We start from the raw sequence: 21,558 nt of genomic DNA, 5'->3' as shown, positions 1-21,558 counted from the left end.
CAATAGCTATGATTTCTGGGATTCTGAATTACCCAGTATGAGATCAAGCCATATTAAAATATCATCATAGACCTGATCTTTGATATTCTCATTTAAAATTTCATGCCGCATTCCCTGATAAAGGTTTATTTGTATATTCTTAAAGCCGTCGGTTTGTAATTTTTCAACAGTATCTTGTACCCCTTTACCAAAATCACCCACAGGATCATCCGCACCACTCACAAACATCAATGGAAAGTCTATGGAAATCGATTTTGACCAGTCTTTTGCCGTAGCAATTTCCATGAGTGAAAAAAGAGTATAGAATCCGTTGTTGGTAAAAGGAACTCCACACAGCTCGTCATTCATAAAGGTTTTTCTGTTTTGTTTATCCACACTTAGCCAGTTGATACCATCATAATCTTCACTTTTGAAACGGCTGTTGCTTACTTTACCGAATATGTCGGTGATAAGCTCACTTCGCGTATACGGGGATATTGAAGTGAGAAAAGACATTAATCCTTTTGCGGGTCTGATAAACTGATTTTGACCTCCGGTTCCTATAAGTACAGCACCTCTGAAACGGGATGACTGCTTTTTTAATAAGGCTCTGGTAATGAAGGATCCCATAGAATGGCCTATGATAAAATGAGGAACTTCCGGGTAGTTTTTTTCTAAAAGGGAAGCCATATTTTTAGCGGTGGTAATCAATTGTTTTTCCGGATTATTCAATGCGAAGAATCCCATTTCTTCTTTGGTTTTTGCTGTTTTTCCGTGTCCCAAATGGTCATAGGTAAGCACGGCGAAACCCTGATGAGCCAGATATTTTGCGAAATCTGCATAACGACCACTGTGCTCCTGCATCCCATGAAGAATGAGTATGGTTGCTTTTACAGTTGCTGTTTCAGGTTGATAGAGGGTGTAGTACAATTCATGAGGTTTGCTGTCTACACTTTTCTGTAAGTAATTTGAAGTTTCTTTCATCTTTTTAAATTTTATTTTTTTATGATATTTTAAAACCAAAATCCCGCTCCGGCGGAGAATCGGCCTCCTTCACTTCCGGTGAAATAAGTAGCTCTTATTGAAAGGGTTTCTAAAGCACTCATCCAGATTCCTCCTCCAACAGACTGATGCCATTTTCTTGAATCATCACCATCCATCCAGACACGTCCGTAATCATATCCGCCCAGTATTCCGAAGTCCACCGGAGCAACTCCATTCTTTATCCTTCCGAAATTCCAGCGGACTTCACTATTTTGAAATAATGACGAGCGCCCCAGAAACCTGTAATCTCTAAAAGATCTTAGCCCATTATTCCCTCCCAATTCGGCTCCCTGAAAAAATTCATAATGTTGATTGTTGATATACCTTCCCTGTACTTTTGTGGCAAATACAAAATGTCCCTTATTATCGATACGATGAGCCATATTCAGCAACCCTTCATAGGTCATGAAATTACGTTTGGTATCTTCCAGATTGGTTTTCCAGGCAGCAGAGAGAGAAAATCCAAATCCCATAGTAGGAAAAGAAGGAGAATCACTGTGGTCATAACTGAATGTATATTTGGCTCCCAAAAATTTCTGGCTATCAAATGTGCGGGAATCGATCTGGCCGGATTGTGTAATAAAACGTTCCGGAGTATACTTCGGTTTATAATCTTCATACTTCAGCTGTATCGATTGTACAAAACCCAAAAAGCTTTTTCTGGATAGAGAGGGGGTAAATTGAATCTGCTGCATTTTTACCCTGTTATAATCTTTGCCAAATTGATCCTGGTTGTTCACGGTTTCATTTCCAAAGCCAAAATAATTCTGTGCAAAATTGGAAGTGGTAAAACGTGCATTTAGATTAAATGCCCATTTGCCGATTGCATTGGGGAAGCTGCCATCATAGATGAATTCTGCTCCGCCTGTTGCAGTCAGGTAATTGGCTTGTAAAGTATGTCTGGCAGAGTAGGGATTTCTTTCGAAGCCGTTTTGAGTATATCCTACGTGAGCTCCGATTTTGGCTCCTTCATCCGGGTTGTAGCTTATACTGGGATATCCTGCAAAAAAATCATAGGTTGGCTTTGCATAATTATAGGTGTTGATTTCATAATCATCACTTATCTTTTTTGTGGTATGTCCTGCCAATTGATAAGTGTTCTTTTGGGATTTAAAATCATAAAGCTTAATATTTCTTCCATTGGCAATATTGTAAACATCATTATTTTCACCACCGATAATTCTTACTTTTATCCCTGAATTTTCCGTTCCTGATACATCAAAAGTATCATTGTCATCTAATCCGTACACCCAGATTTCTTTTGTCATATCTTTGGGATATTCCCGTTGAAAAACAAGCTCGTTACCCTCTTTTTTTACCCGGTATTGTGTGATGTTAATCTTATTTTTTTCTTTTTTAATCACAAACTGATCCTGATGATTGGTTCCGGTAAGGACGACTGTTTTTTGTAATGCTTTGTAATATTCTGTGGCATACTGCACCATTTTATCGCGTCTTATTTTAAGATTTTTCTGAATAAGCCTGATGGTTTCATCCTGTACCTCAGGAGGTAAATTGCGAAAACCTTCATCAATCACCTTGTCCGATAAATTTTGCTGAATATAGGCTGCTTCTCTTTTCCAGTCCTGCTCAGTAGCGTTCTTTAAAAATGCAAGATCCAGTGGATAAGGCTCTCTGTTCATCCATTTTACATTTCGTATATCCTGTTTGAATGTTTGCATATGGCGTAATGCCGGAGCCATCATAATAAACTTAAACACAACCCCATCATATTTGCTGAAGGCCTGATCACGGTCTTTGGGAATCGGTTTATAGACATAACGATCGTTTTCTTTATATTCAACCCAACGCCACTGTCCTTCATGTCTGTCCCAATCTCCCAAAAGCATATCGAAAATACGGGCGCGGATATAACTTTGCTGATCAACGGAATATTTTTCGGATTTATGCAGGTTTTCCATCATATCCATTGTGTTCATCGTTGCTTTGGCTCCGTTTAGCTGCTTCAGATCTTCCTTACTTCCTGATAATTTTCCTTCAATCTGATAAAGTTCATTGCCATATTCGGAGTTGAAACCACCAAGCTTATTTTGTTTAGGAATGTAATAGAGTTGAGAATTGGTGTGAAGAACGTTTATTTTTTCCGCCATATTTTCAATGGCAAAAGGAGTGTAGGGATGCCCTGTTGTATAAAAATCCAATAGAAATCTTTCTGCAGCTGTCCCTTCAAAATCTGCCCCCAGACTTGAATTTTTAAATGCAACAGCATTAAAGAATCGTATAGCACTTTTTTTTACTCCTCTCATTGCATATTCCTGTCCATTTTTGGCAACCAGTTGCAATGAGTTGGATTGATGTCCACCTCCGGCACGAACGGGAGTAACTCCGCCTTTTAAAGTGTCTAATGTTGCTACTTTAGCCTCTATGGGAATGCTGTAATATTTTCTATAATGTTCTCCCCACAGCCACGTGTAGAACCTGGATTTTTTTGTTAAAGATTCAGGATATACCGAAGTCATGATGGTTTTTGAAAATTTTTCGGAAGTGTTGTTTGTTGGAGTGGGGTGTTGAACTTTTTTTAATACCTGAATAGTCGTCAAAAGTCTTTCAGAATTATTTTGGGTACTGTAATAGGCTACATTAGCACTTCCGTCCTGATTGATATTTAAAACTGCATAACCGTTTCCACCATAGGAAAAGCCCTGAGAGTGGGCTATTTTGGCAGCTCCGTTTTCAGAGCCGGCACCACTGATGATTTGCCGTACATTTTTTTCTTCCAGATACTGAAGATTATGATCATGCCCGGATACAAAAATGACGTTGTCGTTATTTTGTACAATTGATTTCAGGCGGCTTGTCAGCGCAATGTAATGAGCATTATTCATATCTTGTGGACTGATTCCTGATGTAGAACGGAAGGCGTTGATCAACGTACCGATTCCTGGCAGAGGAACCTGATTTCCAAGAGGAAAAAGCTGGTCTTTCCAAGAAAAATAACCTGCATGGATTCCCTTGCTGATAAGTGGATGATGTAATGCGACTACGATAAGATTGTTCTGATTTTTATTAATCAAACCTTCAAATTCTTTGAAAAAATCTTCGCGGGACTTAATATCGCAATCAGCATTGATTTTTGAATCGTTTTCCCAATTTTCCAGAAACCATTGACTGTCAACAGTGATCAGGGTTATATTATTTTCGAGTTTTAATTTATCGATAGGGCAGCCATTTTTAGGGAGGAATGCTTTTTTTGTATTCAGGTATTGAGAAACTGCTTTTTCCTGATTTTTCATCCCTTTAAGTCCATACTGCCAGTCATGATTACCGGGAATAACAACGGTATTCCCTTTATAGTTTTTAGTGATTTTCAATTTATTTTCAACAATTGATTGCGCTTGTTTACTTTCTTTGTTGTTTTCCCCGGACATGCCTTGTGAATAGAGATTGTCACCCAGGAAAAGGAGAGTAGATTTAGCTGAAGCATTGTTTAATCTGTTTTGTAGTTTTTGTAACGTTTTTTGACTGCTATGACGGTCTGCGCCTCCTAAATTGCCAATAAGCAGGAATTGGTGCGCAATGTTAGCAGAGTCCTGAAGCGGAAGTTCGGCCAGCGATTTACTTTTTTGTACATCATAGGTTGCACAGGATTGAAGAATGATTCCAAGAAGAGAAATTTTAATGGAAACGGGGACTGTATTTTTAATATTGAACTGCATAATTTTACTTGTTTAAAGAGGTTGTGGTCTTCTTTTCGGACAGAATTATCTGTCTGACTGGCTGTAATTAACCTAAAAGAACAGTGGCAATAACGAAACTGAGGGCGGATATAACAATTCCAAACATGAACACGCTGTAAGAAATCCGCAAAAGTTTGTACTTCTTGCTTAAAACTATTCCCTGTGCATAAACATCTTTAGTTAATGTTTGATATAAATAATCATGATCTCCCATTACGATTTTCATTCCCTGGTAATAATTGTCAAAAGGCATCCGGTAATAGTTTCCAAAAAATATAAGATTTACCTTTTTTTCTTCCAGGTCTTTTTGACTGAACTTTCCCGGAGAAAGGTTGGGACGGGTGGCCAGAAGCGAAAAAAACATTGAAATAAGATTTATAGATAACAGGATGTAAATCGGGATATTTAAATAGGAGTGAACTTCCAGTTTTTTTAATAGCTGACTGAAAACAATGGACATAATAATAGAATTGACTGTGATCAAAATATGGGCTTTTTTATCTGCCATATCTGCCATTCTCTGATTGTTTCCCGAAGCGATCCGGAACATGGTTTCAATGCCTTTACTAGGCTTTTCAACCTTTTCTTTTTTTAAGGCTAAAGGATTTTCCTGTTTATTTTTATTTAATATCTCTTTGATAATGTTAATGTTGCTTTGTTTTCCATTGGTGTAGTTAGAATCTGCATAGGTTGTAAAATAAGAATGGGAGGACATAAAACTCAGGGTATCGGTCATCCATTCTTCCTGAGGAATATTTTTTTCCAATATTTTTTCTCTTTCCTTCCAAAGTCTGTTATTATATTCGAGAAAATCAGATAAGGAAAAGTGAGATAAATCGGCATCGCATACTATTTTTTCTTCCTCAGATTGTGGGTTTTGTGGAATTTTTGTGGACAGGATGCATCTTTTCACGTACTGTATATCATCATCGGGAGCATCATTCTTCTTTAAAAACTCCTCAGCGATTTCTGCGCTTATTATTTCATGGTTTTCACCTTTTGTTTTTAAATAACCTATATCATGAAACCAGGCTGCTGTCAACAGAAGCGCCTTTGATCTTTCTTCATATTGGTAATGAGTCGCCATTATTTCCGCAGCGGTTACCACAGAAATAGTATGCTGAAGATTATGATAGATAAGCTCAGGATGCAGATTGGATTCGAAAATTGTTATTACTTCAGTTTCGGCGAGAGTAGTAAGTTCTTTATAGTCTATCATTTTTTTGTTTTTATGCTGTTCACAGATGCATTTTGAATAGTTATCCTTATGGCCTTAAGCCCGGATACTCCCTGCATATCTTCGAGATCCAGATCCTCTATTGCCGGTTCCAGGATGTTGTTTTTCTGCAGGTATTCAATATGTTTCAGGTAATCTTCAATATCCTTTTTATTGTAGTACACAATGGCTATTTTTCGGGGTTGTGTAAGCCTTTCATTTGTGTTTTTGATGAGTGCCTTGTCAATTCTTTTTTTGATAATCTCATATCGTATATTATAAGCTCCTTCAACATCAAATCTTTTTTCATCATTACGAAAACTAATGGTAATGGTATTGGGCTGTACAAAAATCAGCTGGGTAGTCTGGATTTTTTTAGGAAGAAGGTTTTGACAGGATTCTGTGATAATAGCAGTATTAACCATTGATATCAACTGGCGTAATCTGACATTTCTAAGATACACTTCGTTAAAAGGTTTTTCAGGATCAATAGACTGCCCGATGTATATATTAAATTCTACACCATCCGTCCTGTAGCGGTCAAAATAGTAAGGGTAGGAGTTCTGAAGTTCTTCGTTCATTTTATCCAGCACTGAAATGATATGCGTATTCAGTATTAGGAATGTTTCTTCCAACGCGGCACTTTCTTTGTGAAAAACTCCGTCCTCAGGAAGTTCTTTCAGGTAAGGTGATGTGATACTCTGAACCTCATCATCATTAATACACATCTGTAAAATGAGTTCCAGGGATTCTACTGTCAGAAAGTAGGTGACCTCAGCGTCGTCATTAATGCTTAAACGATTGCTTTGTATTCTTTTAATAAAAACTTCAGCCTGATAAATGAGTTCTCCTAAAAGATCTACATTTCTTATTTGCTTAAGAGTCTGTAAAGTCTGTATTAAGGCATTCAGCTGAACAGTATAGTCCTCTGTTAAAGCTTTATTACGTTCAATAGTAGAATTCCGGAAATCGATGGCTCCATAGATCGGATATATATCATCAAACTGAATAGGAATAGGTTGAAGCTGTTCATTATCTTTTTTATTTTTTAAATAGGCAATTCCGGCATCATTAAATTTCCACTCCACAGCAGGCTGAATGGCTGTAAAATGATTTTTAATGGTTTTGCTGAGTTCTCCTAAATACCTGTTAATGCTGGAAATAAACAGATTCTGAAGAGGAAATGTAAATTCTTTAAAACTGGAAATAACAAGATCTGTTTGCAGTCCTGCATTTTCATACAAGATGATGGAAACACCCACGATTTTTTCCTGATAAAAAATTGGCAGCACAAAAAGTCCTGAAATAGAAGTGTTTTCAAAAGAATACCAGGTCTCTTCTTCACTTTTTTGGTATCTGATTTCAGGATTTTTTATATAATTTTCTAAAAAAGTAGTGAAGTCAGAAAATGAAGCTTTGTATTTGATAAGAATCCCCGAAAGTACAGGGCTAAAATCCTTCCATATTTCTGTATTCAGTTTCCCGTCTATTTCCAGAATAGGAAGAAACAGAAGATCCATATCACTTGAACCGATCAGGCTCTTCATTGTTTCCGTGGTCTGAAGTAGAAAATCACTTTTAATATCTTGTGAAATGAAAAGTTTACGAAGTTTGTCTTTCGTTACTTTATAGGTTACATCTTCAATTCTGATGATAGAAAATCCTTTAAAATTTACTTTTTCAAGAGGAAGATTTTTTTTCAGAAACTCCAGCACCGACTGTTTTGAAACCATCTCAGACTTTATCTTTTTAATGTCCGGAAAAACGCCGTCTATTTCAATGAAGTCATTATTGATATTAAACTGAAGATATCGTTCAGAACCATTTTCATTGATGCAGATGACCAGTTCCATTTCATCAAAAGGATTGATATCATATACATGCTTGACGATAAAATTGTAAGCCAGTGTTTCAAAAACTTCCTTTTCATCAAGTATTTTCTGCTCTTCCCAATGAATGATATTGGCTTTTTTTGTAGCCTGAAGTGATTTTAGCTGTTTTGCAATCGCCGGTGTTCCAAAGATGAAATCATGTGAGAAAGGCGCAGAAACTCCCCATGAAAACTCATTTTCATCCACAAGAGTTGAATTCATCAATTGATACACAAGAAAATAAAGATCTTCATATTGAGGAATATCCTCATAAGTAATAGCATACTGTAATTCCGGGAATTGCTTGTTGATTTTGTCTATTGAGCTTTTAATTACTTTTTTAAGGATGCTGTCCCGGTTGGCGCAATCCTTTAAATAATTTAAAAAAGGAGCAAAAGAAAATTCAACAGTATTTCCTTGAAGGCTATTATATGTAGACTTATTTAAAATCATTTCAGGTTAGGTATTGTATGCGGTTTGTTTGTATAGGTATTTTAGCAGAAAGACTTAATTACTCGGTAAAGTTGCGGCTGATATGATTATAGATGTCATATTGTGAACGAATACCGAGGCCATTAGACTGAACCGGTTTATTATCCAGTTTTATATTGATTTCTGTTGCTTTCACATTGTCACTCATTTGAATTTTTATGATTTCCAGTATTTCATATTTTAATTGGGGAGAGTACACAGGGCATAGTACCTCAATCCGATCATACATGCTGCGGTTCATGATATCTGATGATCCGATGAGGATATCATTTTTTCCTTCATTTTTAAAAATGAAAATCCGGCCATGTTCCAGATAACGATCTATAATTCTGGTTACTTTTATATTTTTACTTTGTCCCGGCATTTCAGGAATGAGGCAGCAAATGCTTCTTACGATAAGTTCAACCTTTACGCCTGCTTGTGATGCTTCATACAACTTGCTGATGATGATGATTTCCTCAAGATTATTTACTTTTATAATGATTCCTGCAGGTTTTCCCATTTTATGGTTCTGTATTTCCCGATCAATCATTTCCAAAAGAAAGGTCATCAGGTTAAATTGTCCTACCGCTAGGTGGTTAAAAGTCAATTCATCTGAACTTAAAGGTTTTCTCTTTTTTAATAAAAAACTTTAAAAATTGCTAAAGTAGCTTATAGTGTGTAGTTTATAAGAGTGGCAATCGCTGTAGGTAACGATTTAGTAATGGTGCTTATTACACTCCTTTTGATTAAATTTCCATTGTAATACTACAATGACAAAGATAATAAAATTAGTCAGATAGCAATGAAATCCATTGTTCAAAATCAATTATCACCCAAGGTATATCGTTGATTTAGCTAATAATGACGTTCATAAAACAAAAAATAACTTATGCAATTCTATTGCACGAATTTTTTTATTATCTTTGTCAGCAAATATGAAATGGAAGGCAACAATATTTTTGGTTTACATCATGGCACTTTTTCTAGTACCATGTAGTGATGCGAATAATAGTTGCGAAAGTTCTGTCGGAGTTACGAAAGTAACATCTCACGATCATGACCAGGACAAAGATGATTCCTGCACACCTTTTTGTCAGTGTGCCTGCTGTAGTGTTTCAGTAGCATCTTTCAATTTTGAACTGCCAGAATTTGGTATTCTTACACACATATTTACTTCTAAAAAAGTTGTTATCAGGGATTCTAGCTTTATATCCCACTACTCTGGTACAATCTGGCAACCGCCGAAATTTAACGTTTAATTTTATTGGGAATATTATGTCTATTGGCGTAATGTATATTCATATACATTGCCTCTAATGTTGTATTGATACTTAGCACTTCTAATTAGTGTAAATGTTTCTAGTTATCAATATTTCAACCTGATATTAATTTCCATTTTTTCCGCCTTTTCAGTTACAGGTGGATTTCACCTCTATTTCTATTAAATGTTAAATTAATAAAATACATTGTGTTAGACAATATCATAAAATTCAGTATTAAGAACAAGATCATTATTGGCTTAATGACGTTGTTACTTATCATCTGGGGAGCATGGAGTGCAACCAAACTGCCCATAGATGCCGTACCTGATATTACCAACAATCAGGTTCAAATATTCACTTCCTGCCCTACATTGGCTGGACAGGAGGTTGAACAGCTCGTTACATTCCCCATTGAACAGAGTATCGCAAATGTTCCCAAGATCGAAGAAATTCGAAGCATTTCCCGTTTCGGTTTATCGGTGATTACGGTCGTTTTTGATGAAGATGTAGACATCTACTTTGCGCGGCAGCTCATTAATGAAAGATTAAAGGAAGCTGTTGACCAAATCCCACAAGGGATAGGTACCCCCGAAATGGCACCGGTAAGTACGGGACTTGGAGAAGTTTATCAGTACATTATCCATCCCAAAAAAGGTAGTGAAGACAAATACAACGCAAAAGACCTGCGTACAATGCAGGATTGGATTGTGGCAAGGCAATTATACGGAACTCCCGGGATTGCTGAAGTAAACAGTTTTGGTGGCCAATTGAAACAATATGAGGTCGCGGTAAATCCAGATAAATTAAGAGCAATGGGAGTCAGCATTCCGGAAATTTTCACTGCTCTTGAAAAAAACAATCAGAATACGGGCGGAGCGTATATCGATAAAAAGCCCAATGCCTATTTCATTAGGGGTATAGGATTGGCAACCTCTATTATTTAAAAACAGAAAAATGATTATTGTTTCCAAACAACCTCCAATGTTTAGTTATGTTATTAAATCGAAAAATATCAATTTGGTACTTTGTAAATGAAATCAAGGCACAGATTATTCTGATCTGTGTCTTTGCTATATCCATTGGTTTACTGGATATGCTACCGACTTTCAAAAAAGTATCCCTGCCATTGAGTATCCCTGCATTGGTAGGAACTGCGGTTTCCGTACTCCTCGCTTTTAGAACAGCACAGTCCTATGAACGCTGGTGGGAAGCAAGAACTGTCTGGGGTGGCATTGTAAATGATTCAAGAAGCTTGCTGAGGCAGTTCATTCAGTTTGCACCCGAAAATCCAAAATACGAAATTAGGGAGTTTGCTGACAGACAGATCGTCTGGACCTACGCATTGGGCGAATCCCTACGAAATCAGCAATTTTCGCCCAATGTTCAGGCTTACCTGAACATCCATCAAATAAAAGCGCTAAATATACCGAACGCAATCCTGGATAAACACTCTGAGACTATCAAGCAGCTTGCTACTACAGGGGCAATTTCAGATATTCAACAGGTTCAGCTAAATGAAACAATCGCCAGGTTATGTGATAGCATGGGTAAGTGCGAACGTATTAAGAACACCGTTTTTCCAAGATCATACAGTCTGCTGGTGCATACGTTGATTTATGTTTTTGCTGCCATTTTACCCTTCGGGCTCGAAGATTCTCAGCTAACTGTCGAGATAGTAATGACTATCCTCATTCCTACGCTCTTTATTGCCATCGAAAAAACAGCCATCATTATGCAAGATCCTTTTGAGGATACGCCTGTGGATATACCAATGACTTCACTGGCGCAGACGATTGAGATAAACTTATTGGAGATGATCGGAGAAAAAGATATTCCGGCAAAGCCTAAAAGCGATTCTTATTATGCAATGTAGCGTATTTGTAAATAATATAAACCAAAAATATTATGGATATCAATTTTGAACTCTTACTCTCGGCCAAACTTTTGTTGGCTCTTCTGTTAGGAAGCATTGTAGGTATTGAACGGGAAAAAGAACAACAGAATATGGGCATCAGGACTTTTGCCTGTATCTGTGTTGCTTCATGCCTCTTTGTATCTGTTGCTGCCCATCTAACGGAAGACAGATCCGCAACCGCCAGAATGCTGGCAGCGATTGCTACCGGACTGGGCTTCATAGGTGCAGGCATAGGTTTTCGTAGCGAGAAAGGTATGCCAACAGGCTTAACTACGGCAGCTGGCCTATGGACAATTGCTGCCGTCGGAATAGCAATCGCACTGAATATGTTTGTACTGGCTGTATCAGCAACAGCTATTACCCTGCTGATTTTTGGCATGAATCAATTTGCATGGTACAAGAGATTTATTAAAAAATTATCTAACAACAAGAACAGCGATCATGAAACAGAATAATATTCAATTCAATCTGCATCTGCAAAAAATATCCACTTTATTAAAAGAGGCGCAAAAAGAAGAAAACCCTGGCCGTTATCTTTTTCAGAACGATCTGAGAACACCGTTATTCCAAGTTGAAGCATTGGCAAGGATATACCGTGTTACCGGTCCCAAAAAGAAACGGTTCGGTAAGATAGGGGAAAAATTCAAGCAGTTGGAAGACATGCTCGGGAGTATAGATTATTTTGAGGCCATTAGTAAAGAATACTCGGACAATAAGAAAATTCCCGAAGACGTCAGGTCTTACTTTTCCGGTCAAGAAGAAAAGGTTTTAAGAAAGTTCAATAAATTACTCAAAACCAAGAACTGGTTAGACGGGAAGCAATTAAAAAAGATCAGCCGTGACCTTGAAAAAATAAATTGGAAAGGAAAGGACGAGCAGCACAGCCGTCTTGTTAAATTCTACCGGTCGGAAATTGAAAAGATAATGGATTTTGCGAAGAATGGCAAGCAGGCTTTTAAAGATGTGGAGTCGGGAATCCATGAGTTTCGGAGAAAATTACGCTGGCTGAGCATTTACGCGCAGGCGCTACAGGGATGTATTGAACTTGTCGATATCGAACAAGAAAGGTTAGACCTGGAGAACTATCTTACTGACTCTGTTCTGAGTTCTCCTTACAATAAGCTGCCACTTGTGGAAGATAAAAAAATGCATCCCCTGGCCCTTTCTAAATTTTGCTTTTATGCAATCAGCTGGATGATCGAACAGTTGGGCATCCTGAAAGATCAGGGGCTTGGATTGCTCGCTCTAGCGGAAGCGGTGAAAGAAACTGAAGGTATAAAGATCGACAAGGCTATAATTCGGGCAAGTGAATATTTGGATAAGAATGAACCATCAATTGCAGACATATTAAGTGAAGCAAATGGGATTACTAAACAGTTTTTTAAAGATAAAATATTGATAAATCTTTTAAAATAGAATATATGAAATTCTACCATCAACATAGTGCACGTGTTAGAGACTTATGCTTACCGCAGATAAGAAAAGAACTTGAAGAGGCTGGTGAGAAAATATTGACATACAAGATAATGTTATTGACAATACTTCTTATGGCATTTTTGAATCCCGCGAAGGCTGAATCTCAAACAAGAGCTTCGAAATACTGTATGGATAATGTAAAACTCTATAGATCCTATTCGGAGTATAGTGAAGGAAAATTTATTGACAGCATCTGCCTTTCAGGTAAAAAGCACAAATTCAGTGTTTATTATAATAAGCTTACTTTAAAACATGGCCAACAGAAGCAAAAATACCCACACGGTAGTTTATGGGGATACGAAAGAGGTAAAGATGTATTCCGCTATTTTAATAAAGGAACAACCTTTGGCACCTATGGGTATCATAAAATTATTGTGAGTAGTGGATTGATTATCTATTCTAAATACGAACGAGGAGGCTACAGGTACGCAAGTCGCACCTATTATTTTTACAGCAAGGATATAAACGCTCCCCTTGAGAGGCTCAGTGTTAAAAACCTTGAAAAGGATTTTTCCAATCCGTGGTTCATAAAGGAAGTAAAAGCTTTGAAAAGTCTGACCGAATCAGATAACGACGGTAATTTATTAATTAGTGCCATTTACAATAAATACTATCAATAAGAGTAAATGATTGGTAAGCAATTTAATGAACAATAATGAAGTTTATGAATATAGATTAAAAAACGTCTCAAAAACAAAATATTATGGAACACAAGCACAAATACGACGCCCGGGGCAAACAGATTTGTTGTACACAGACCGAAAAGGTCTATACCAAAGCGGGCGCAAAAGAATTGGTGAAAGAAGAACACCAAAAAAATGACGGACACGATCATGGTCATAGCGATGATGATGGTCACGACCACAGTAGTGCCAGCGGGAGTCCATTTAAAATGTTTCTTCCATCCATCCTTTCCCTGTTACTCTTACTTATTGCCATAGCATTCGATAACTGGATGCCTCAGGAATGGTTTAAAGGAACAGTGAGGTTTGTTTGGTATCTGGTAGCCTATGGAATCGTAGGTTTCCCTGTTATTAAAGATGCTGTTAAAAGTATTTCGAAAGGTGAAGTATTCTCGGAGTTTTTTCTGATGAGCATTGCAACAATAGGTGCTTTTTTTATAGGGGAATATCCTGAAGGAGTAGCAGTAATGTTGTTCTATGCAGTTGGTGAAGTCTTTCAAACACTGGCGGTTTCAAGAGCACAAAGCAATATAAAAGCCTTACTGGATCAACGCCCGGATGAAGTAACCATTCTTGAAAACAATCAGACTAAAGTTATTAAAGCTGAAGAAGCACAGATCGGCATGACAATTCAATTAAGACCGGGAGAAAAGCTTGGACTTGATGGGGAACTACTCACGGATACTGCTTCTTTTAATACTGCCGCACTGACAGGTGAAAGTAAACCGGATACAAAAAATAAAGGGGAAACAGTACTTGCAGGCATGATCAACCTGAATACCGTTGCCCAGGTTAAAGTAACTACCGCTTATACGGATAGCAAGCTGAGTAAGATTTTGGAACTGGTCCAGAATGCAACGTCTCAGAAAGCACCTACAGAACTTTTTATCAGGAAGTTTGCGAAAGTATATACACCTATCGTTGTTTTTCTGGCAATAGGCATCTGTTTGCTTCCTTATTTCTTCGTAGACACCTATGTGTTCAATGACTGGCTGTACAGGGCTTTAGTCTTCCTTGTAATTTCATGCCCTTGCGCACTGGTAATTTCTATTCCTTTAGGCTATTTCGGTGGTATTGGTGCTGCCAGCCGTAATGGTATTTTATTTAAAGGCAGTAACTTCCTTGACGCCATGGCGGCCATACAGAATGTGGTGATGGATAAGACCGGGACGATGACCGAAGGCGTGTTTAAAGTACAGGAAGTAATCTTTAATCCTGAATTCGATAAAGATGAAATTCTAAAACTCGTAAATGCCATCGAAAGCCTTAGTACCCACCCTGTGGCAACAGCCATACACGAGTATGTGGGAGATATTGACAATTCCATAAAATTGGAAAATACGGAAGAGATTGCCGGTCACGGGTTGAAAGCCCGGATTAATGGAAAAGAGTTACTGGTCGGGAATTTTAAACTGATGGACAAGTTCAATATCAAATACGATGTGGACCCCTCATCAATCGTCTACACAACTATCGCAGTAGCCAACGATGGTAAATTTGTTGGCTACATTACCATTGCTGACAGTATAAAAGAAGACTCGCAACAGACGATTGATTTGCTGCATAAGCTCAATATCAAAGTAACAATGTTGAGCGGAGATAAAACTACGGTTGTCAAATTTGTTGCCGATAAGCTGGGAATCGATAATGCATTCGGGGACCTGTTACCTGAAGACAAAGTGAACCGGGTAAAAGAAATCAAAACTAAGAACGAAACGGTAGCATTTGTTGGAGATGGCGTAAATGACGCACCTGTAGTAGCCCTAAGTGATGTAGGTATTGCTATGGGGGGGCTAGGAAGCGATGCAACGATTGAAACCGCTGATGTAGTTATTCAAGATGACAGACCATCTAAAATTCCTATTGCAATCAATATCGGAAAGAAAACCAAGAAAATAGTGTGGCAGAATATAACACTGGCATTTGTAGTAAAAGGCATCGTTCTGGTCTTGGGTGCGGGCGGTCTGGCTACAATGTGGGAAGCTGTCTTTGCTGACGTGGGCGTATCATTGATTGCCATATTAAATGCCATCAGGATACAGCGAATGAAGTTTTAGCTTTCAATTCAACAATTGTCCTTCAGCATGGAAACGTGTGTTAAGGTTTAAAGATAAGAGGTTATGCAAAAAGACAAAGATATTTACATCTTAAAAGCTTCCGGTCAGCGCGTGGCTTTTGACAGTAATAAATTAAGACAGTCACTGTCCCGGTCTGGAGCGCCTCCGCAGCAGGTTGAGCTTGTTCTGCAAAAAGTGCAGGACAAGCTTATCGATGGAATGGCGACCCGAGATATCTACAAGACGGCTTTCAAATGGCTAAGAAAAATAGCAAAACCTGCTTCGGCCAGATATAACCTGAAAAAGGCGATCATGGCGCTGGGCCCTACTGGTTTTCCATTTGAAAAACTTACCTCAGCGATATTAGAATCTATGGGATATAGCACACGAACAGGAGTAATTGTTCCGGGGCATTGTGTAAAACACGAAATAGATGTGATAGCGACTAAAGATGATCATCATATTATGATAGAATGCAAGTTCCATAATCGGCAAGGATTTGTTAGTGATGTCAAAATTCCGTTGTACATCCAGTCAAGATTTCTCGATGTGGAAAAACAGTGGCAAGATAGCGGTTGTCACGGTCCCCAGTTTCATCAAAGCTGGATAGTGACCAATGGCCGCTTTTCTGAAGATGCAATTCAGTACGGTACATGTATGAAAATGTCTTTGGTCGGATGGGATTATCCAAGAGATAAAGGGCTGAAGGACCTCATAGACCGTTCCGGGCTGTATCCGGTAACCTGCCTGATCTCCTTAACAGAGAGGGATAAAAAGGTTCTGTTGGCTAATGATATAATTGTGTGCAGCACTTTATTACAACAACAGGAAATGTTAATCCAGATAGGTCTGACACCGGCAAAGATCCGGGAAGTGGTTAATGAGTGCCGTATGCTTTGTGAACAAACAAAATAGATAATAATGGACACCATCAACCATAAAGAAATCAAGACAAATTGGTACGTAATTACCGGGGGACCGTGTACAGGTAAAACCACTGTAATAGAACTGCTGGCAGAACGGGGATATGCGACTATTGCCGAACAGGCAAGACATTATATTGACACCCAAAAGATAAAGGGCCGTACGATAGAAGAAATAAAAAGCAACAAGGAGCAATTTCAAATGGATATTCTGAACATGCAGATTAGTGAGGAATCAACGCTGGACGTAAACCAAGTGGCTTTTTTGGATAGGGCGTTGCCGGACGCGATGGCATACTATGAATTTCTTGGTATTGAATATGACGCAAGACTTGTGACAATGTGTAAGAAGTTCTGTTATCAGAAAGTATTTATCCTTGACAGACTTCCGTTGATCAATGATTACGCTAGACTGGAAGATGAGGATGAGCAGATTCGAATTCATAACCTGATCATCGATGTTTATAACCGCTCCCCATGCCCAGTGATCCAGGTTCCGGTATTGCCACCCGATGAACGTGTTGATTTCATCCTTCGTAATCTTTAAAATTTTTATTAGTGACTATTATCAAATGATTTCAAGAATAATTTTAATTTTTTTTTTACTTACCACATCTAAACTAACCATAGCTCAGGATAATGTGATGACGACCGAACAGCCGGATTCGATTGTTAACGATTCGAATAATTATAAGTTAGGTTATCGTAAACTCATTCTTCCGGTGTCGTTAATCTCGGCTGGCGCAATCAGTTTCGCCATTCCGCCAATGAAAGAACTGGATCTCTCTGCCAAGATAGAGGTTGCCCATGACAGGCCTGGAAAGACAACGTTAGACAATTATACCCAATATTTTCCAGCGGTAATGGTGTATGGATTGAATTTGGCCGGGATAAAGGGTAAGCACGGTTTTAAAGACCGTACAATTATCTATGCAACTTCCCAACTGATATCGGCCGCTATCGTTACACCCGCGAAAAACCTAATTGCAGAAGAAAGACCAGATGGTTCCAATAGAAAATCATTTCCGTCTGGTCATGCAGCCACAGCGTTCTCAACTGCGCATTTTATGTACAGGGAATATAGGGATAACAATTTGCTGTTGAGTTTGTCGGGTTATCCGTTTGCTGCGTTTACGGGTGTATACAGAGTCTTGAACAACAAACATTGGATGACAGATGTGGTTGCGGGAGCTGGAGTCGGAATTCTTTCAACCGAACTCGCTTATTGGCTATATCCAAAGATGAATACCCTGATAAGCGGAAAGAAAAAGAATAACAAAAGTGTGGTCGTTCCATATTATCAGTCGAAAGGGCTTGGAATGTCTTATCTGTTGGTTTTTTAAAGGATTTAGAATGAAAAAAAACAAAAAAATACATAGAAGACGATCACCCGTCAAAAAGCGGAGGACTAATTCATACCAGAGTTCACAGAACCAAAAGTATAGAAAGAAGAAAAAATCCCCGTTTATGATTTTTTTGATCGTGATCATGTCCATCATCCTGATAATTGCAATAATTGTGCAGGGAAAGCATGTTTATCTTCACCTTTCAGGAAAGGGGCATCCAAAAGCTACTGTTCGGTAGGAGCTTTTTGAGTGCAACTTTAGAAATAATGTATTTTACTAAAATTGCACGCTTTTGATTATAATTTAATTCACCGATTTTCAAACAATAAATAATAAACTTAGTGATTGAATATTGCCAAAAACTTATTACCGAACTCGATGAAGAAACCAATTTTTATTCTTCTGAAATTGGAGACACCCTCCAATTGTCGGAAAAGCTCATAGAACTGACTTTAAAGAAGATTTCATTGTTAAAAAGGTTTATCGATGATAAAGGTTTTGAAAAAACTGAAGATGAAATCTACTTCTTTAAAGAATTGAAGCCTAAGATTGTTTCTAAGCTGATATATTACAATGCCATTTATAAGATTGAATCTAAGCGTCCTTACGGAGGAGAACGAAATATTAAAAAATACTTGAATAATGAGCTTTCCAAACTGAAAAGATTTTTTGATAATAATCTTGAATTTTATAAATATTACCGCACTAACAGTAATTATCTTGATCACAAATATTTTGTACGGGGGAATTTCGATATCAAACTTAATCTGGATACTTTCTTTTTCGAGTCAGATCATTCTTTTTCGACATCCCATGACTATAAAGTTTCAAAGATCATAGCTAATGACCTTATACAGGTTTATCTGGAGGACAAACTAATAAATACTCTAGGTCTACCACTAGTGAAAGAAAACAAGGAGCAGAAAATTAAATGGACGGCAAGTAAATCTGCACTGGTAGAACTTATATATGCACTAAATGCCTACGGAGCATTCAATGAAGGACGGTCAGACATTAAAGAGATATCCAGGACATTTGAAACTATGTTTGATGTTGAATTGGGGGATATCTACCATATCTATCTGGAACTGAGAAATAGGAAAATTAACAGAGTGAAATTCCTTGACAATTTAAAAACTGAATTGTTAAAACGAATGGAAGAATTGGATTAACAAAATTGTAAATAAAAACAGGAAACTATATGGCATCTTATTTGTTCTTTTTATATCCAGAAGGACGTAAACATATAGTATTCACTTTTAAATTAAATTGTTATGAACAACGAAGAGCAAAAAAAGGAATCACACAAACATCCTGAGCACCACGAACATCAGGAACACCATCCGCACAAGGAGCATCATGAGGGTAAGGAACACGCTGATGAGATGGAGCATCATAAAGAAAAAGAGCACCATCCAGAGGATGAGCATCATGATGAAAAAGAGCATCACGATAAGAATAAAGAAAAGTAGCACAACATAAAATTAGACTGAACCAAAAGATTCAGTCTAATTTTTTTATATATCTTAACCCCTTTTCCAATAGTAATAATTAAGGGGGTAGCACTAACGCTCTTTACCTGCAGAGAAAAATAGATTTAGAAGTTCCATATCAGATTTATAAAAAAGTTTCTGCCAATTCTAGGAATTCTGTTCCAATCCGCAAAAGTCGTATAGTTACGATCGAATAGGTTCTCCACCCCTGTTTTCAAAGTAAGTGCTTGTGGGCCATTGAATTTAAAGCGATTGGCGAGAGAAAGATTAAAGACAGCGTACGCAGGCAAACCTTTTTCACCAAACTCAGGGTTGTAACGTGTATGGCTGGAAGAGCCGTTGATTGACGCATCAGCGGAGAAGGATTTTCTGAAAAATGTTACACCCGAATTATAGGTAAATGGTTGCATCAATGGCAATAACAGGCCATTTTCGCCCGTACCTCTCCGATATCCCAATTGGCCGGTCCATAGAAATTCCTTTGTAACCTGGTACCCTAAGTCAATGGAAGTATTGAGGATGGTAGCGTATTTTAGCTGTTCGTATACTTTTATCCCATAGGCACCAATTGTCATTACGCTCAGGCCGTTTCTTGGTCTGCCTAAAATGTAATCATCTATATAGAAGTACGAACCACTAATTTTGGCCGTAAAGGCTGCTTTCTGATAGGCTAGACTTGCATTTACACTTGTGGATTTTTCATTACGCATATTAGGGTTGCCGATATAATCAAATCGGTCAAAACTGTTGAAAAGATAGAAGCCATAACCTTCTGAGACACTTGGAGCACGCTCTCCATAAGCCGCACCAAAAGTATAGCTCCAATTAGCGGCATCATGTCTAACGGAAGCTGAAAGCCTTTTCAGTAACCGGATTTTGCTGCCGGGCATCTCAGGATAAAATATCCTTAAGCTTTCCAGTCCAAATTGATTATCGATGTTATTATGATGTACCGCCAGTCCCGCACTAAATGTTGCATTCCATCTATCAGATAGCGCATACTTGTCTTCAATGAACAGGTCTCCGTAATAGGTCTGTACTCCCGGCCACGTCAGCATGAACATGTCTTTTTCGTTTGGCGTATTCGAAAACATGGTCATCTCAGCCAATGATTTGTTATAATGACCACTGAGGTTAGCTTTCCAGTCATGCCGGTTGGAAGTGCCCTGCAACATCGAATAAAAGCCAGCAGTCTTACTCCATCCTGGCATATCCATTCTAATGGGTACATTGGGCCGTTTAGTATCGTCCATGACATGTGTAACATCATTGTAATAAACCTTGGTCTGCCATTGATATATCAGCGGCGATATGTGATGACGGGTGTAGGAGACTGAACCAATAAGTGCTTTGGCAAGGGAAACATCCATGGGCAATGCGGGGTAACCTACATCTAATGCCTTGTCATAGATTAATGACGCCTCTATTTGTTGGTGTTCTTTTATTTTATAACCAGCCTGTGCTGAGATATTGTATTTGGTAAACTGTGAGTACTGTATCTCCTGACCGCCCCCTGCACGATAATTAACTGCGTCCCGAATGGTGAAGTCTACATCTGAGAAGAATTTAGGATGTGAGTAATTCAGAGATCCTCCTACTATTTTTTGTTTATTGTTAGTCTCAAATCCGGTAAAAGCCATGCCGTTCAATGCGCTCTGACCAAATGAACCCTTTTTTCTGACAAGATCCAGGGTCCCGGCGATGGTTGATCCACCCGTTGAACTGGCAGATCCGCTGTGGATGGTCGCTCTTGCCAGATTGGTAACCTCAACATAAGATGTAATAGGGTCCATCTTGTCAGTGCAAGCAGCGTAGATCCTCATACCATCAATGGTGATGACACTGCGTTCTGTAGCCATACCGTTCAGAAAAGGTTCCCAGGCATAGCTGCCCCGTCTGATCATATTGACCATACCAGACTTTTCAAGGTAATGGTCCAGTGTTGCCAGAGGCTTGGTTGTGTTATCTTTCAGGTTGCGTTGGGATATAACGATAACCTCCTGTAACTGTTCAGATCGGAGTGAATCTTGTCTCCGTGTTGTATCTGTCTGGGAAAAACCTTTCCCTGACCACAACACCATAGTTATAATAATTATGAATGATCGATACATGATAAAAAAA

Annotated in this window: 17 protein-coding genes and 1 pseudogene; 12 read left to right on the top strand and 6 right to left on the bottom strand. The window is 38.3% G+C overall.

Features of this window, described 5'->3' with window-relative positions; genetic code table 11:
- Nucleotides 1-6 precede the first annotated feature (6 nt).
- The 5 genes from EG342_RS20360 to EG342_RS20340 all read right to left on the bottom strand — a co-directional run bounded on the left by EG342_RS20360 (nt 7) and on the right by EG342_RS20340 (nt 8,889).
- The gene (locus EG342_RS20360; RefSeq protein WP_103292786.1) at nt 7-963 is read right to left on the bottom strand and encodes an alpha/beta fold hydrolase; all 957 of its coding nucleotides are present in this window, start codon (nt 961-963) and stop codon (nt 7-9) included.
- A gap of 29 nt (nt 964-992) precedes the next feature.
- A complete protein-coding gene (locus tag EG342_RS20355; protein WP_103292785.1) occupies nt 993-4,700 on the bottom strand; it encodes a metallophosphoesterase in 3,708 nt (1,235 codons plus the stop codon).
- A gap of 67 nt (nt 4,701-4,767) precedes the next feature.
- Nucleotides 4,768-5,940, bottom strand: coding sequence for a Pycsar system effector family protein (locus EG342_RS20350; protein ID WP_103292784.1), 1,173 nt, complete (start codon nt 5,938-5,940; stop codon nt 4,768-4,770).
- Nucleotides 5,937-8,261: a hypothetical protein gene (locus tag EG342_RS20345; RefSeq protein WP_103292783.1), complete on the bottom strand. Its 2,325-nt coding sequence runs from the start codon at nt 8,259-8,261 to the stop codon at nt 5,937-5,939. Before EG342_RS20345 ends, EG342_RS20350 begins: the two co-directional genes overlap by 4 nt.
- 58 nt (nt 8,262-8,319) lie before the next feature.
- On the bottom strand, nt 8,320-8,889 hold the full coding sequence (locus EG342_RS20340; protein ID WP_123868143.1) for a polyphosphate kinase: 570 nt from the start codon (nt 8,887-8,889) through the stop codon (nt 8,320-8,322).
- A gap of 328 nt (nt 8,890-9,217) precedes the next feature.
- On the opposite strand from EG342_RS20340, the gene EG342_RS25755 reads away from it, so the two are divergent.
- The 12 genes and pseudogenes from EG342_RS25755 to EG342_RS20285 all read left to right on the top strand — a co-directional run bounded on the left by EG342_RS25755 (nt 9,218) and on the right by EG342_RS20285 (nt 19,416).
- Nucleotides 9,218-9,541: a DUF6660 family protein gene (locus EG342_RS25755; RefSeq protein WP_103292781.1), complete on the top strand. Its 324-nt coding sequence runs from the start codon at nt 9,218-9,220 to the stop codon at nt 9,539-9,541.
- Between the two features lie 209 nt (nt 9,542-9,750).
- Nucleotides 9,751-10,482 (top strand): annotated as a pseudogene (locus EG342_RS20335) (efflux RND transporter permease subunit); the annotation flags it as partial.
- A gap of 53 nt (nt 10,483-10,535) precedes the next feature.
- A complete protein-coding gene (locus EG342_RS20330) occupies nt 10,536-11,417 on the top strand; it encodes a bestrophin family protein (RefSeq protein ID WP_028068961.1) in 882 nt (293 codons plus the stop codon).
- 32 nt (nt 11,418-11,449) lie between these two features.
- Entirely contained in the window at nt 11,450-11,914 is a 465-nt protein-coding gene (locus EG342_RS20325) for an MgtC/SapB family protein (RefSeq protein ID WP_028068962.1), read from the top strand.
- Nucleotides 11,901-12,875, top strand: coding sequence for a hypothetical protein (locus tag EG342_RS20320; RefSeq protein ID WP_028068963.1), 975 nt, complete (start codon nt 11,901-11,903; stop codon nt 12,873-12,875). Before EG342_RS20325 ends, EG342_RS20320 begins: the two co-directional genes overlap by 14 nt.
- A gap of 5 nt (nt 12,876-12,880) precedes the next feature.
- Nucleotides 12,881-13,555, top strand: a complete 675-nt coding sequence (locus EG342_RS20315) for a hypothetical protein (protein ID WP_103292780.1) — start codon at nt 12,881-12,883, stop codon at nt 13,553-13,555.
- A gap of 83 nt (nt 13,556-13,638) precedes the next feature.
- Nucleotides 13,639-15,675: a heavy metal translocating P-type ATPase gene (locus tag EG342_RS20310; RefSeq protein WP_028068965.1), complete on the top strand. Its 2,037-nt coding sequence runs from the start codon at nt 13,639-13,641 to the stop codon at nt 15,673-15,675.
- A 63-nt stretch (nt 15,676-15,738) separates the two neighbouring features.
- Nucleotides 15,739-16,590: a restriction endonuclease gene (locus EG342_RS20305; protein WP_028068966.1), complete on the top strand. Its 852-nt coding sequence runs from the start codon at nt 15,739-15,741 to the stop codon at nt 16,588-16,590.
- Between the two features lie 6 nt (nt 16,591-16,596).
- A complete protein-coding gene (locus tag EG342_RS20300; RefSeq protein WP_037532479.1) occupies nt 16,597-17,145 on the top strand; it encodes an AAA family ATPase in 549 nt (182 codons plus the stop codon).
- A 25-nt stretch (nt 17,146-17,170) separates the two neighbouring features.
- The gene (locus tag EG342_RS20295) at nt 17,171-17,941 is read left to right on the top strand and encodes a phosphatase PAP2 family protein (protein ID WP_028068968.1); all 771 of its coding nucleotides are present in this window, start codon (nt 17,171-17,173) and stop codon (nt 17,939-17,941) included.
- A 344-nt stretch (nt 17,942-18,285) separates the two neighbouring features.
- A complete protein-coding gene (locus tag EG342_RS20290; RefSeq protein WP_028068970.1) occupies nt 18,286-19,116 on the top strand; it encodes an RteC domain-containing protein in 831 nt (276 codons plus the stop codon).
- A 102-nt stretch (nt 19,117-19,218) separates the two neighbouring features.
- Nucleotides 19,219-19,416 (top strand): hypothetical protein, encoded by a 198-nt coding sequence (locus EG342_RS20285; RefSeq protein WP_028068971.1) that lies wholly within the window; start codon nt 19,219-19,221, stop codon nt 19,414-19,416.
- A gap of 125 nt (nt 19,417-19,541) precedes the next feature.
- Here the strand turns inward: EG342_RS20285 and EG342_RS25750 are convergent, their stop codons facing one another.
- Nucleotides 19,542-21,518, bottom strand: coding sequence for a TonB-dependent receptor plug domain-containing protein (locus EG342_RS25750; protein ID WP_103292779.1), 1,977 nt, complete (start codon nt 21,516-21,518; stop codon nt 19,542-19,544).
- Nucleotides 21,519-21,558: the final 40 nt, after the last annotated feature.

Origin of the sequence: Chryseobacterium lactis (assembly GCF_003815875.1) — a bacterium.
Taxonomy (GTDB): domain Bacteria; phylum Bacteroidota; class Bacteroidia; order Flavobacteriales; family Weeksellaceae; genus Chryseobacterium; species Chryseobacterium lactis.
Note: the sequence above shows the minus strand (reverse complement) of the source record. Positions and strands in the feature narration are given on the sequence as shown.

What these genes read in the sequence shown, in the direction of transcription:
- EG342_RS20325 (WP_028068962.1), top strand. Translation starts at nt 11,450, where the DNA reads ATGGATATCAATTTTGAACTCTTACTCTCGGCCAAACTTTTGTTGGCT.
- EG342_RS20345 (WP_103292783.1), bottom strand. Translation starts at nt 8,261, where the DNA reads ATGATTTTAAATAAGTCTACATATAATAGCCTTCAAGGAAATACTGTT.
- EG342_RS20320 (WP_028068963.1), top strand. Translation starts at nt 11,901, where the DNA reads ATGAAACAGAATAATATTCAATTCAATCTGCATCTGCAAAAAATATCC.
- EG342_RS20305 (WP_028068966.1), top strand. Translation starts at nt 15,739, where the DNA reads ATGCAAAAAGACAAAGATATTTACATCTTAAAAGCTTCCGGTCAGCGC.
- EG342_RS20330 (WP_028068961.1), top strand. Translation starts at nt 10,536, where the DNA reads ATGTTATTAAATCGAAAAATATCAATTTGGTACTTTGTAAATGAAATC.
- EG342_RS20285 (WP_028068971.1), top strand. Translation starts at nt 19,219, where the DNA reads ATGAACAACGAAGAGCAAAAAAAGGAATCACACAAACATCCTGAGCAC.
- EG342_RS20355 (WP_103292785.1), bottom strand. Translation starts at nt 4,700, where the DNA reads ATGCAGTTCAATATTAAAAATACAGTCCCCGTTTCCATTAAAATTTCT.
- EG342_RS20360 (WP_103292786.1), bottom strand. Translation starts at nt 963, where the DNA reads ATGAAAGAAACTTCAAATTACTTACAGAAAAGTGTAGACAGCAAACCT.
- EG342_RS25750 (WP_103292779.1), bottom strand. Translation starts at nt 21,518, where the DNA reads ATGGTGTTGTGGTCAGGGAAAGGTTTTTCCCAGACAGATACAACACGG.
- EG342_RS20350 (WP_103292784.1), bottom strand. Translation starts at nt 5,940, where the DNA reads ATGATAGACTATAAAGAACTTACTACTCTCGCCGAAACTGAAGTAATA.
- EG342_RS20295 (WP_028068968.1), top strand. Translation starts at nt 17,171, where the DNA reads ATGATTTCAAGAATAATTTTAATTTTTTTTTTACTTACCACATCTAAA.
- EG342_RS20315 (WP_103292780.1), top strand. Translation starts at nt 12,881, where the DNA reads ATGAAATTCTACCATCAACATAGTGCACGTGTTAGAGACTTATGCTTA.
- EG342_RS25755 (WP_103292781.1), top strand. Translation starts at nt 9,218, where the DNA reads ATGAAATGGAAGGCAACAATATTTTTGGTTTACATCATGGCACTTTTT.
- EG342_RS20300 (WP_037532479.1), top strand. Translation starts at nt 16,597, where the DNA reads ATGGACACCATCAACCATAAAGAAATCAAGACAAATTGGTACGTAATT.
- EG342_RS20310 (WP_028068965.1), top strand. Translation starts at nt 13,639, where the DNA reads ATGGAACACAAGCACAAATACGACGCCCGGGGCAAACAGATTTGTTGT.